Source organism: Nostoc sp. ATCC 53789, assembly GCF_009873495.1.
In the GTDB taxonomy this organism is placed as follows: domain Bacteria; phylum Cyanobacteriota; class Cyanobacteriia; order Cyanobacteriales; family Nostocaceae; genus Nostoc; species Nostoc muscorum_A.
In genome coordinates this window covers 5,660,090-5,672,767 of the sequence record NZ_CP046703.1, presented here as the reverse complement: position 1 = coordinate 5,672,767, position 12,678 = coordinate 5,660,090, and the positions used below count along the sequence as shown (strand labels likewise).

Here is a 12,678-nt window from a genome sequence, read left to right as displayed (position 1 = left end):
GATAAGTGAAGGTTTAAAATACAATATCTTACCAAAATATTTTCCCAAAACCGGATAATTTCTTTTAAAATTTAGCTTTTGAGTACTAGATAAAATTATCTGAAAAAATAAAAAAAATATTATTGATTTCTAGATTGAAATATTTAATTTAGTTAGTGGTTGGGAATAAAACTATGTGTGGAAGATTTACTCTAAACCAGTCAGTAGAAGCTTTAGCCCAAGTTTTCCATGTCGAGCCAGTTCTAGATTTAGCAGCCAACTTTAATATCGCGCCTACCCAAATGGTGGCAACTGTGTTACAAAACCCCGAAAGCGAAAAGCGTGAATTTCAGCAGTTGCATTGGGGATTAATTCCCTCATGGGCAAAAGATGCAGGAATGGGAGCAAAGCTGATTAATGCTAGGGCAGAAACTGTTGCCGAAAAACCAGCTTTTCGTTCGGCTTTTAAACATCGTCGCTGTTTAGTGTTAGCTGATGGCTTTTATGAGTGGCAACGTCAACAAGGTAAAAGTAAAAAGCAGCCGTTTTATTTTCGTCTTGAAGATGGGCAACCCTTCGGCTTTGCCGGTTTATGGGAGAAATGGCGATCGCCTGCTAACGACGAAATAATCTCTTGTACAATTTTGACAACGGCAGCAAACGAATTACTTCAACCTATCCACGACCGGATGCCAGTGATTCTAGAGCCAAAAGATTACGATTTATGGCTAGATTCTCAAATCCAAACGCCCCAAACCCTACAGCAGCTATTGCTTCCCTATCCAGCGCCAGCAATGATTGCGTATCCAGTTAGCACCTTGGTAAACAACTCTCGGCATAATAGCCCAGAGTGCATCATCCCACTCAGAGAGGAGAACGCCCCCACAAATCAGTTAAATTAACTATTGAGCGTGCTAAGGGATTGGGAGATGAGGGAGATGAAGGAGCAGGGAGCAGAGGAGCAGGGGAGCAGAGGAGAAGTTGCAGTAAGTTTTTCCTCTCTGTCCCTTTGCACCTCTACCTCTTGTGCCTAGCCCAATGCCTCATGCCCCATGCCCCATACCTAGTAATACCCAGAGACAAATATGCCAAGAACACAAAAAAACGATAATTTTGTTGACAAATCCTTTACAGTGATGGCAGATATCATCTTGAAGATCCTGCCAACTAACAAAAAAGCTAAAGAAGCGTTTGTTTATTATCGAGATGGCATGTCGGCCCAAGCAGAAGGGGAATATGCTGAAGCATTGGAGTACTATGAAGAAGCTTTAACACTAGAGGAAGATACCAACGATCGCGGTTATATTCTCTACAACATGGGGCTAATCTATGCCAGCAACGGCGACCACAACAAAGCTTTAGAACTGTATCACCAGGCAATTGAGTTAAACCCACGCCTACCCCAAGCCTTGAACAATATCGCTGTGATTTATCACTACCAAGGCGAAAAGGAAAAAGAAGCTGGAGATAACGAGGCTGGCGAAGCACTTTTTGACCAAGCCGCAGACTATTGGATTCGAGCTATTCGCATGGCTCCCAATAACTACATCGAAGCCCAAAACTGGTTGAAAACCACCGGGCGATCGCAGATTGACGTATTCTTTTAGTCATTAGTCATTAGTTCTTTGTCACTTGCTAAGGACTAATGACCAATTAAAAATGAAAAATGACCAATGACAAATAACAATTTATGATTGACCAAGAACAAGTTCATAAAGTAGCTAATCTGGCTCGTTTAGAATTGACTCCAGAAGAAGAGGAACAATTTACTACCCAATTGGGAAGTATTCTGGATTATATTCAACAGTTGGATGAGCTGGATGTCAGTAACGTGCCCCCAACAACACGGGCAATTGATGTTAGCAATATCACACGAGAGGATGAATTGCAACCCTATGCTAATCGTGAAAGTATTCTTAACAGTGCGCCTGAACAGGAAGGCGAATTTTTCAAAGTTCCAAAAATTCTTAACAGCAATGACTAAGTAACAAGACTGTTGAGCAGAGAAAATAATTGCAAAAAAATCTAGATTAGTTATTTGATATCTGGGTAATCAAGAGACAATTAAACCATCCTGGACATAAATCAGTTGTTTTGTTTGATCTGCAATATTTTGTTTGTGAGTTACTATCACAATATTCATTCACTGCTCGTTCAACTCTGATAGCAAATTCATCACTTCTTGGGATATTTTGCTATCTAATGCAACCGTCGGTTATCTGTTACAACTAAAGTCAGCTTATTGACTGACCTTCAGAAAGTTGATTTGGGTGGTTAAAGATTCGTTCTGTTGCAGTAATCTCACCCTTATCAGTGATTTTTCTGTGCGATTCCGTCTTTGATAGATAAATTAATACCTTTAAGTATAGGAATATTAACTTTCCCTAAATAATATTTTTTGTAATAGATTCTAGATAAATTTCGAGTAGTTAGCTATGGCTGCAATGTTGTTTGTTAACCTCAAATCCAGACTGCATTAAGTATAAATACTTAATGCGTTCGATAAACATTTAAGGTATTTTTGTAAAATAAATACATACTACATTTTGAAGTTCCGTCTCTGGGTTATAACAGAAGCCGATATTAGGATAAACTGGCTTTTGAATACATCGAGAGTTCAGCAGGGACTTTTTTTTTACTGCTGGTGACTTATTGCCAGTATCCTATCACCTTTTGCTGTATGAAACTTACTTCAAGCTACGGGAAGTCTCCCTCAAGAAGGTTTCTTAGCATCCAAAACGACTCTCACTCTTTTAAGGCTATAGCCTTAGAATATTTACAAGCTTTGCTTACGAATTAGCTGTCTCTAGAAAAAGTACCGATTTTGCTTTCTAAGCTGACATTACACCCGTTTATATGCGGATTTATGTAGCTTAATAACAAATTAGCGGATTCATTAATATTAAGCCTGTTTTACTATTTAGTTCCTTATCCTGATTTATTAGACAGCTAGAGTGTTCATTTCACTTTGTTCAATAGCTTTTAGCCCTTATCGCTCCCATGCTGACTCATCACCGCAAGCCCGTGTGCTTATCACTTATTTCTACTGACCTACCAATCTGGTCTGTTGTCGAAACTGCTGCGACATTGTATCAAAAAGATACTGATAGATTCCATTTGCTGCTAACTGCACCGCCCCTAATAAGCTGTGAAGTCGAGAGTGTCGTAAGTCCAGAGGATACGCTTCCCCAAAGTAAGAGCAAAGCTTACGCCCCTAACAGTCCGAGAATTTTGTGGCTAGAGATTTCCCCTTATCGAGTCATCATGACTATGCAAGGTAACGCTCAAGTGAGTTACCGTCACTTTTGGGAACAGGGCGTTTATGGTATTAGTCGCTATTGGTTGCCAACTGAGTCGTTGCAACCTAACGACCCTATTCGGTTACGAAATTTTACTAGTAGCCTAACTCTCAACGGACATCCTTTACCAGAGCTTATGCGTCTGGAATATGAATTGTGGGCAGAAAAAGTCCAGTTAGGATGCTACATACTTAATTTGGAAATTAAACACTGATATTTAAAGGGGATTGGGTACAGATTATTCTCTATTAGCTGTCACCTCTCCCCTAACGTCAATACTTGTAGCAATCCTATCTTAGAACAGTGGTATGGTTGCGTTGCGTAAGAGATTGGCTGCAACCAGAAAAGCGCTAAAGCCACCACAAATGATGGTAATGGTCTTAAGCCTGTATTAAAACATCTTTAGATACTTTAGAACTAGTATCCTTTGTGAGCTTTGTGACTATTTCCATAGCAGCAGTTTGTGACTTTAACCAATTAGTAAACAAGTCTCCAATGATTTTCAGTCGTCTTTGTTCGTCTAATTGAGGTTTAATGATTTCCTCAACTGCAATTATATGCACTCCTTTGGGAGTAGTTATTGGCTTGAGAATTTGTGGGGGATTAGCAGCAAAGATGGCTGCTGCAATCTCCGGTCTAAAATCAGTGCGTAGACGTATTCCTTGATATCCTCCAGCCCGGCGTATTTCAGTATTTTGGATGTATTGACGGGCGATTTGTTGAAAACTAATTTCCCCTTCTTGCAGCGCATAAAATAGTTCTAGCGCTAAATCTTCATCATCTAATACAACTTCATAAGTGACTGCTGCAATGTAATCGAGTTGGTGTGCATAAAAAAATTGTTCAGCTTTGTCTGCAAATAAATGATTTGCTAATTTGGCTGAGAGAAGGTTGTTTTCGGCTATTGCTTCAAAGTCGTCTAAAGAAAGATGATATTTTTCTAACCACGCCCAGGTGTCTTCTGCTTTGAGCAGTTGATTGGCTAAACGCAAGCTATCTGCTGCGCGTTGCAGTTCTTCTAAACCAATTTGAATACCTGCCTTTTTCGCTTCCTGTTCAATAATTTTTCTGGTTGCGATCGACTCTAATACATTAGGGATTTGGCAAGCAAGCTTTATGTGGTCAAGAATATCATCAGGAGAAACAGTCAATACATTTGACATCATTTAATTCCTCCAATGGCTAACCTAAATCATTAGGATATTATCAGGATTAATCGGACAATATTAATTACATCTATACTATAATTTTCAGATTTAATTATTTATTGCCTCTGTCTAATAGTAGCCTTAATATTTAATTTTGTGCGATTGTGAAAATCTTTTTATAAAATTAATATTTTTGCATTAAGATTATAAATACCAGTAAAAAATACAAGTAATTAAAAATCAAAATAAAATAATTTTTCACATACAAGTTAGTAATGCTTGATAGAAATTGAACCATGAGGCTCACCCCGACTTTTTTAAGAAGTCGGGGATCTTGTTGTTCATACTCTAAGCTACGGTTTAATTACCTGAAAATTGCTGTAAGTTGGCAAATTTCTAAAGCTCCAAACCACCTTGTTGTAACTTCTTAAACGGATCTAAAATAAAATCTACGATCCGGCGTTGGCGGATAATCACCTCTGCACTTGCAGTTTGACCTGGTGTTAGAGGGATACGTTTGTTGGCAGTTTGGATATAAGGCTGAAGTAGGGAGATTTCCAACTCATAGGTTTCGATGTTACCTTGATTCGTCGTTTGAACTTTCGAGTTAGGCGAAATCCAGCTAACGCGCCCTTGCACTACCCCATAATCTTGGAAGGGATAAGCATCAAATTTGATTTTAACTGGCATTCCTACCTTTAAAAAACCGCTTTGTTGGCTAGGCATCTGCGCTTTGAGAATCAAAGGAGTATTGCTGGGCGCAATTTGGGCAAGCATCTGTCCTGGTTCTACTACAGATCCTGGTTTGTGGATAGGCAACTCGAAAACTGTGCCATCAATAGGCGATCGCACTATTCGTTGTTGCATCTGTAGCTGTAAAGATGTAATCTGGCTTCCTGTTTGAGCAATTTCTGATTGCAGGTTAGTAATTTGTCCTTGTAAATCTTTAAGCTGTTCCTGATTTTTCAGCACCGCTAGTCTACCTGCTTGCACCACACTGCGATAGCTGCTTTGCTGTTCTTGCAGACTAAGTTTTGCCTGCTGAATATCTGAAAGGGCTTGACTCATCAACGACTGATAGCGGTTAAGTTCTTCTTTTAAGCGCAACTGTGCTTGTGTGATATCAGATTTTGCTTGTTCCTGTAAGCGTTGACTTTCTTCTGCAATCTTTTCTAATTCCACAACTTTGATTTGGGGAATTGCACCTTGCCGCAAAAGCTGGCGATAACGCGCAACTTCTGTGACATCTCGGCTGAAACGACTCTTCGCTAACTTTTGAGCAATTTGGGTAGAACTGATATTCTGGCTAGCTTGTTGCACTAAAGCCAATTTTTCTAGTCTTTGTGAGTTATAGGTACTCTGTTTAGCATCAAGATTTTGCTGTGCCTGACTAACTTGAGCAAGTTTTTCTAATTCTTGGGATTTATTTTGTTGCTCTTGGATGTTAATCGTCAAGATAATTTGGTTTTTCAGGAGATCCAGTTGCGATCGCCGATTCAATAAACCTTCCAGTTTTGTCTGCACCTGCTGCAAATCCGTTCGCAGCACATCAGACTCTAATTGAACTAAAATCTGTCCTGCTTTTACAGTTGAGCCTTCTTTGACATTGACGGCGGTAATGCTACTAGTAACTGGACTATCTAATTTTTGGGTAGCTCCTTCAGGTTCCATGCGTCCTCTAGCGCTCCCTGTTTCATCAACTTTAGAAAGCATTGCCCAAGGTAAGATGATTCCAGCAAAGCCTACCAGTAAATACAACAGGGAGCGCGTCCAGAGTTTTGGTAAGGCATCTAGTAGTTCCTCGGTGCCATAAAACCAATCGTTTGCTTCAGATGTTTTCTGTGTCTGAGGATGAAAGATGGCATTTGTGTTTTCCACCAGGTGAAATTCAGTTGGTTTTGGGATAGCGAAGGCGGATGATGAATTATTAGATGGGTTTGGCATAAGAATTGGACGTTGGGGATTAGGGACAGGCTAATTTGTAATTAGGGCTAGATTGGAGATTTTGAGTATTTGGGGTAGATGAATCCAGTTCAAAGGTGGATAAATGAGTATTTGGGGTAGATGAATCCAGTTCAAAGGTGGATAAATGAGTATCTGAGGTAGATGAATCCAGTTCAAAGGTGGATGAATGAGTATCTGAGGTGGATGAATCCAGTTCAAAGGTGGATGAACGAGTATCTGAGGTAGATGAATCCAGTTCCAAGGTGGATGAATCCAGTTCAAAGGTGGATGAATCCAGTTCAAAGGTGGATGAACGAGTATTTGAGGTGGATGAATCCAGTTCAAAGGTGGATGAACGAGTATTTGAGGTGGATGAATCCAGTTCAAAGGTGGATGAACGAATATCTAATTTCCTTCATCCCCTATTTCTGAGTCCCTTTCAACCTGTTTGCGCTAGTTGTTGCTGATTGAGATAAAAATAATGTCCTTTTTTAGCGATTAATTGCTCATGAGTGCCGCTTTCGACCAAAATGCCCCGATCTAAAACCAAAATTAAGTCAGCATTACGCACTGTAGAGAGACGATGAGCAATAATTAAACTTGTGCGTCCTTGAAGAATTTTTGTCAGGTTGTGCTGAATAATCCGCTCAGATTCAGCGTCTAAGTGACTGGTTGCTTCATCGAATATCAAGAAGCAGGGGTTTCCTAACAAAGCACGAGCGATCGCTAGGCGTTGGCGTTGTCCACCGGATAACATACCCCCACCTTCACCAATTTGGGTTTCGTAGCCCATTGGCATTAGCTTAATAAACTCATCTGCTCCTGCTAGCCGCGCCGCTTCAATAATTTCTTCTTGCGAAACTTCTGGATGAGCAATACTGATATTCTCCTGAATCGTACCGCCAAACAAAAAGGTATCTTGGTCTACAACGCCGATTTGGGAGCGGAGCGATCGCAGAGAAATATTAGTCACATCTTGACCATCAATCAAAATTTTGCCATCCGTCGGCAGATATAGCCCTAAAATCAGTTTGGAGAGGGTTGTTTTTCCAGAACCACTACGACCTACAACTGCTATAGTTTGCTCAGGTTTGATTTCAAAACTGAGGTTTTCTAACACGTTAATATCACTTTCTGGATGATAACGAAAAGTCACATTTTCAAATACAATATGACCGCGTAAACTACTTAAAGTCTGACGTGGTTGAAATTGTAAATCTTCTTCTGGCTCTGCTTCTAAAACATCATTAATTCGCTCAGTGGAAATGATCACTTCTTGCAACTGATTCCACAGGACAACGAGTCGTTGGAAAGGTCGAATAACGTTTCCTAACAACATATTGAAGGCAATTAATTGTCCAATGGTTAGTTGATTTTGAATTACCTGCCATGCACCAAACCAGAGTAATCCTGTAGTAACTAGTGATTCGATACTAGAACTGAAAATTTGTAGTTGGTTACTAATTACCTGGCCGCTAAAGGTCTTTTTAATGACATTATTCAGCAGTTCTTCCCAATGCCATCGGACTGTTTGCTCAATTGCCATTGAGCGAACTGAGCGAATACCCGTGAGGGATTGAATCAAATAACTGTTCTCTTTAGCTGAAGCATTAAAAACTTCGCGGCTAATGCGGCGCAAAAAAGGTGTAGCGACCAGCGCCAATAATACAAAAGGCGGGACGATCGCTAAACTGAACAATGCCATTTGCCAGCTATACCAAAACATCAATGCCACATAGACAAATACTGTCATCAAATCCAAACCAATAGACAGTGCTTCTCCAGTTAGAAAGCGCTGAATTTTTTGGTTTTCTTGGACGCGAGAGACAATATCGCCAACGTACCGCGACTCAAAAAAAGCTAGGGGCAAGCGAAAGGTATGCTTAATAAAACCTACCAGCAGTGTTAGTGACAGACGATTGGCTGTGTGATCTAGTAGATATTGCCGCAGTCCATTCAGAGCAACGCGGAAAAAACCAAAAATTAGTAAGCCTAAACCAACGGCGTTTAAAGTTAGGGTACTTCCCTGGACAATTACTCGGTCTAACAGTAGCTGGGTAAATAGAGGTGTAACTAGTCCAAACACCTGAATCAACACCGAAGCGATAAACACTTCTAGCAGTACTTGCGAGTGAGGTTTGACTAAATCAAAAAATTGCCAAAATGCTGTAGTCGCTTCTTGGGTTTCTTTGAGTAAGTCTGTGGGTTGTAATAACAGGGCGTAACCAGTCCAACCGGCTTTAAATTCGCTAGCAGTAAGGGTACGTTGACCGATGGCGGGGTCGCCAATAATTACCCGTTTTTTATTGACTTCATAGACGACAACATAGTGCTTACCTTCCCAGTGAGCGATCGCAGGTAGGGGTTGTTGGGCTAGTTTATCGAAGCTAGCTTTCACCGGACGGCTAGCAAAGCCGATACTTTCTGCGGCTGCTGTCAAACCCCGCATTGATGCCCCACTACGGCTAACGTTAGTTAAATCTCGGATGCGGTTAACATTAAAGCGCTTACCCCAATAGCGACTAATCATCACTAGACAAGATGCTCCACAGTCAGAAGCGCTTTGTTGTTCAAAAAACGGATACCGTTTAGTCAAGCGTCCCAACCAATGCCCAGCCCTTACCTTTGGGCTAGGAAAGTACGGCCGTTGTCTTTTTTGCTTTTGTTTTGGCTCAATGCTAGGAATTGGGGATTGTGGGGATTGGGAAAAGTCTTTCCTAGTCCCCAGCCCCAAATCTCCACTCTCCAGGACAGTTTGAGGCTCTTGGGAATCTATCAACTCTGCTAATTGCGGCCAGTGTTGTAGGGCTGTTTGCCAATCCGCATTACTCAAACTGTAAGCGATCGCTGATTGTGCTACCTGCAAACTTCCCTCTTTGGGATTCAGGTAGATGTTTCCAGGTGTCAATCTTCGCCCATGAGAATCTAGCAGTTCGCCCCGATGCAGCAACCAAAGCTTGATATCTTTAGTGAGATTGGCACTTAAAGAACCACTTTCTAGATTGTGTCGCTCAAATAGAGATAGCGCTTTAAACGTCTCCTCAACGGTGCCATTATGCCCAATTAAGGAGTTGTAACAACATAACAGCAGCAAATCCCAGACCTCTGCGCGTCTTAAAAGGCGATCGCGGACACTAAGCGATGTCCGAATTACCTCTTGTAAAGTCTCTTGGTTGATATAACAAAGCTTTAAATTTGCCGAAGCTCTAGCAACATAAGGACTAAATTCCTTTTCTGGAAATAAAGTCAACTCGCCAAATGACGATCCAGAAAAGAGAGTAGTAATTAAATTGTTAGAGCTATCCAGCAGCCTGACTTTACCACCCAGGACAATATAAATTCCTGTGTCAGTTGTAGTTGCTTGCCAAAACTGCTTTGCTACTTGTGGTTCGACAATCTTCAGCCCTCCAAGACACGTATCAAGTTCTTCCTTTGACAGCGACTTACCCAAGACTTGGGTAATTTGTTCAGCTAAATATTGCTGGGAAAACGCTGATGGCATTTTCTAACCTCCAAAACAGTATTAGTTATTGGTCTGAATTAGATTAAATGACCAATGCAAACTAGGTTCAGAGTTAGATTGCAAGTCACAGATTGTAATGCCAGCATCTTTATTTTTGTCAGTTTCTTGTGGACAAGAATTTTTGCGCTTAGTAGAAAGTCCCATTTTTTTTAGCAGCCGATTAACATGGCGATCGGTAATTGCAATGCCAAATTCATTTGCTAAGTGTTTACTTAACCATTGTGCTGTCCAGCAGCTAAATGCGTAACCATATTCACGCGGACTATTACTTACCAATTCTTTCAAGCGTTCAATATATTGATCGTTAACAGTTTTTGGTCTACCTATCGGTCGCTCATTCCATTTATGTGCTAAACCTGCTTCTGCTACACCAATCCAGTACCGTGCCATTTCTTGGGAACAACTTAAGATTTCACAGATTTGGCTTTGAGATTTACCTTTATCAGCAAGTAACATAATTTCAATCCGCCGACGATATTCTGGTTGTAAATTAGCTTGCAGGTTTTTCAGCAGTGCCTTCCGTTGGAAAGGTGTTAAGAACTTGCTCTCGTGCATGTCATAGCATTCAAAAGCTTTCTCTTGACTGAAATTTTCTGACATAATTTTTATCAGTTTCTACCAAGTATAAAATGTGGGCAAATGTGTCTTTCGCAACTGTTTTTAATCCTGAGATACCAAGATTTACAACTGCAAATTAATTGAGCCTAGGAGGTTAATTAAATATTGACGCGGTGTGCAAATAGCGACAGGTATATATACCCCTAATATTCTGATGATTTAGGAGCGATATTACTGTCTTGATTCAGGTTTTAATAAATTAAAATTGGACGTTAATGGTCTTCACTTGGAATAAAAATACTTCAAACAATTAAACCAATCACTTGTTAGCCGCTAAAATTTGACAGATTTTCCTGAAGCCCGGTGCAATAATGGTATTGGTTAAGACCATTACCCCTAGTTGATGGTAATAGGTAAACACTTTCAAGGCTTCGGGTAGCCCTTATATTGATGATTTTACTGAGTTTTACAATACGGTTTATAGATTAACCTACTAATATTTAAGTAGGTTAAGTTTTGATTACCAACGAAAAATTGGATCTTGTTACGTTAATGGGAAGCGAAAAACATTCAAGGTCAGGTATGAATAATAATCTACTTCTTAGACTATCTAAAACTAGTGGCTTTCTCATCAGTAGATAGTCCTAAATTTGAACCTAATTCGAAGAAAATTGCAACGCTGAAGTGACAGTTACCCAATCTTTATCTTAATCCACTATTACTTATTTAAGGATAATCCTACATCTAGTCAATAGCTTTCACAAAAAATAAAAAATATTTACCAAAACTTGATAATATTTTCACTAAAATATTACAAATCATCGGAATAAAAAAAGTAAGAGTTTAACATAGAGTTTCCGCTTTAATAATAATTGCTCATTTAAAATTTATTATCGGAACAAATGGCAAGATACCTAACTTATTGTCTGCTAAAAAATACAGGATTTTTATGAGTTTATATTAAGTCTACATCTGTCCATAGTAGGAAAACTACATCCCTTACTATCTGCCATATATATGATATATATATCTATCTATAGTATGAAAATATTCTAGTTTGGCAAAAAAGCATTTATAGACGTATTTACGACTAATTTGCTCTAGCTAAAGACAGGTTTTACTAAATTTTTGAAAAAGTTGACAGTTTCCTTTGGTTCAAGAAATATTTTTGCAAGGTCATTCATTAGTTTTTGGCTTAGTATATTTAGACACTTCTAAAGAGTGTGCTTACCCTTAATTTCTTTCAAATCAAATAATTTCCTTCTCTATCTGGAAATGACTGAGGACAAATTGTAGTAACCAATAGAAACTAAATCAGGAACTAAAACCTCTGGAGTCCCCAGAGGTTTTTTCTTTAAACCATGCTCCCCTGCTGACATTTCTATGAGGAGTTAGGTGATATCCGACAACAAGCTGCGGCGTGTAGGCATTCGACAATTCGATACAAGCAAAAATTGTCGCAATGAATTAGGTAAGCTAAATTTAGATATAAGCTACTGGGAGTGAAGATGATGTTGTTGGAATTAAAGCGCATCCATGTTCCACCAGGACAAAGAGTGTTACTGCGAGATGTAACCTGGCAAGAATTGGAAACAATTCTAGAGGATTTAGGGGAACACCGTGTAGCACGAATTGCTTATGACAGGGGAATACTGGAGATTATGGCACCACTGCCAGAACATGAATATGATAAAGAAATTATTGGCGATTTAGTCAAAGCGCTTCTGGAAGAGCTAAATACTGAGTTCATCAGTCTTGGTTCTACAACTTTCAAAAACCAAGTAATGGCTCAAGGTATAGAACCTGACCAGTGTTTCTATATAAAAAATGAATCTAAAATTCGTGGAAAGAAGCGTCTAGATTTAACAGTAGACCCCCCTCCAGATTTAGCTATAGAAGTTGACATTACTTCTCGCACTCATCCTAATATTTATGAAGCTTTAAAAGTACCTGAGCTTTGGCGTTTTAACAAAGGAAAGCTCCAAATTAATGTTCTGCAAGATGGTCATTATGTAGAGTCTCAGCAAAGCCTAAATTTTCCTCAGTTTAAATTAGGTGAAGCGATTACTCAATATCTTGAGCAAACTATAACCGAAGGCAGAAATGCAACATTCAAAGCTTTTCGTCTTTGGGTACAAAAGCAGATATAACAGGGATAATTCGTAATTCGTAATAGGCTACGCTAACGTAATTCGTAATTCAGAATTAATTTTGGGTAATGAGCCGT

The 12,678-nt window shown here is 39.5% G+C and carries 10 protein-coding genes; 6 read left to right on the top strand and 4 right to left on the bottom strand.

The genetic code is table 11. The annotated features are described in order from the left end of the window. Window positions 1-173 precede the first annotated feature (173 nt). The 4 genes from GJB62_RS23480 (at window position 174) to GJB62_RS23465 (ending at window position 3,492) form a co-directional block, all read left to right on the top strand. On the top strand, window positions 174-881 hold the full coding sequence (locus GJB62_RS23480) for an SOS response-associated peptidase (RefSeq protein WP_114082218.1): 708 nt from the start codon (window positions 174-176) through the stop codon (window positions 879-881). A 183-nt stretch (window positions 882-1,064) separates the two neighbouring features. Further along, the gene (locus GJB62_RS23475) at window positions 1,065-1,586 is read left to right on the top strand and encodes a photosystem I assembly protein Ycf3 (protein ID WP_012409902.1); all 522 of its coding nucleotides are present in this window, start codon (window positions 1,065-1,067) and stop codon (window positions 1,584-1,586) included. A gap of 83 nt (window positions 1,587-1,669) precedes the next feature. After that, window positions 1,670-1,963, top strand: coding sequence for an Asp-tRNA(Asn)/Glu-tRNA(Gln) amidotransferase subunit GatC (gene gatC / locus GJB62_RS23470; protein ID WP_114082219.1), 294 nt, complete (start codon window positions 1,670-1,672; stop codon window positions 1,961-1,963). Window positions 1,964-2,979: 1,016 nt separating this feature from the next. Then, window positions 2,980-3,492: a hypothetical protein gene (locus tag GJB62_RS23465; RefSeq protein WP_114082220.1), complete on the top strand. Its 513-nt coding sequence runs from the start codon at window positions 2,980-2,982 to the stop codon at window positions 3,490-3,492. A gap of 166 nt (window positions 3,493-3,658) precedes the next feature. Here GJB62_RS23465 and GJB62_RS23460 read toward each other — a convergent pair whose 3' ends face one another. Together GJB62_RS23460 and GJB62_RS23455 are read right to left on the bottom strand one after the other, a co-directional pair. Next, complete coding sequence (locus GJB62_RS23460) at window positions 3,659-4,441, bottom strand: peptidylprolyl isomerase (RefSeq protein ID WP_114082221.1); 783 nt, start codon at window positions 4,439-4,441, stop codon at window positions 3,659-3,661. A 381-nt stretch (window positions 4,442-4,822) separates the two neighbouring features. Then, complete coding sequence (locus tag GJB62_RS23455) at window positions 4,823-6,370, bottom strand: HlyD family efflux transporter periplasmic adaptor subunit (RefSeq protein ID WP_114082222.1); 1,548 nt, start codon at window positions 6,368-6,370, stop codon at window positions 4,823-4,825. A 200-nt stretch (window positions 6,371-6,570) separates the two neighbouring features. Between GJB62_RS23455 and GJB62_RS23450 the strand changes: the two genes are divergently transcribed. Beyond that, window positions 6,571-6,837 carry a hypothetical protein gene (locus GJB62_RS23450; protein WP_147262506.1) on the top strand — a complete coding sequence of 89 codons (267 nt, stop codon included), beginning with the start codon at window positions 6,571-6,573 and terminating at the stop codon, window positions 6,835-6,837. On the opposite strand, the gene GJB62_RS23445 is transcribed toward GJB62_RS23450, so the two are convergent. Next, window positions 6,810-9,872 (bottom strand): peptidase domain-containing ABC transporter, encoded by a 3,063-nt coding sequence (locus tag GJB62_RS23445; protein ID WP_114082224.1) that lies wholly within the window; start codon window positions 9,870-9,872, stop codon window positions 6,810-6,812. The genes GJB62_RS23450 and GJB62_RS23445 overlap by 28 nt on opposite strands. Before the next feature lie 21 nt (window positions 9,873-9,893). Further along, a complete protein-coding gene (locus GJB62_RS23440; protein WP_114082225.1) occupies window positions 9,894-10,493 on the bottom strand; it encodes a helix-turn-helix domain-containing protein in 600 nt (199 codons plus the stop codon). Window positions 10,494-11,962: 1,469 nt separating this feature from the next. On the opposite strand from GJB62_RS23440, the gene GJB62_RS23435 reads away from it, so the two are divergent. Next, window positions 11,963-12,601, top strand: coding sequence for a Uma2 family endonuclease (locus GJB62_RS23435; RefSeq protein ID WP_114082226.1), 639 nt, complete (start codon window positions 11,963-11,965; stop codon window positions 12,599-12,601). Window positions 12,602-12,678 lie beyond the last annotated feature (77 nt).

Excerpts from the sequence above, each read along its gene's own strand:
- GJB62_RS23440 (WP_114082225.1), bottom strand. The coding sequence starts at position 10,493 with ATGTCAGAAAATTTCAGTCAAGAGAAAGCTTTTGAATGCTATGACATG.
- GJB62_RS23455 (WP_114082222.1), bottom strand. The coding sequence starts at position 6,370 with ATGCCAAACCCATCTAATAATTCATCATCCGCCTTCGCTATCCCAAAA.
- gatC (WP_114082219.1), top strand. The coding sequence starts at position 1,670 with ATGATTGACCAAGAACAAGTTCATAAAGTAGCTAATCTGGCTCGTTTA.
- GJB62_RS23460 (WP_114082221.1), bottom strand. The coding sequence starts at position 4,441 with ATGTCAAATGTATTGACTGTTTCTCCTGATGATATTCTTGACCACATA.
- GJB62_RS23480 (WP_114082218.1), top strand. The coding sequence starts at position 174 with ATGTGTGGAAGATTTACTCTAAACCAGTCAGTAGAAGCTTTAGCCCAA.
- GJB62_RS23445 (WP_114082224.1), bottom strand. The coding sequence starts at position 9,872 with ATGCCATCAGCGTTTTCCCAGCAATATTTAGCTGAACAAATTACCCAA.
- GJB62_RS23475 (WP_012409902.1), top strand. The coding sequence starts at position 1,065 with ATGCCAAGAACACAAAAAAACGATAATTTTGTTGACAAATCCTTTACA.
- GJB62_RS23435 (WP_114082226.1), top strand. The coding sequence starts at position 11,963 with ATGTTGTTGGAATTAAAGCGCATCCATGTTCCACCAGGACAAAGAGTG.
- GJB62_RS23465 (WP_114082220.1), top strand. The coding sequence starts at position 2,980 with ATGCTGACTCATCACCGCAAGCCCGTGTGCTTATCACTTATTTCTACT.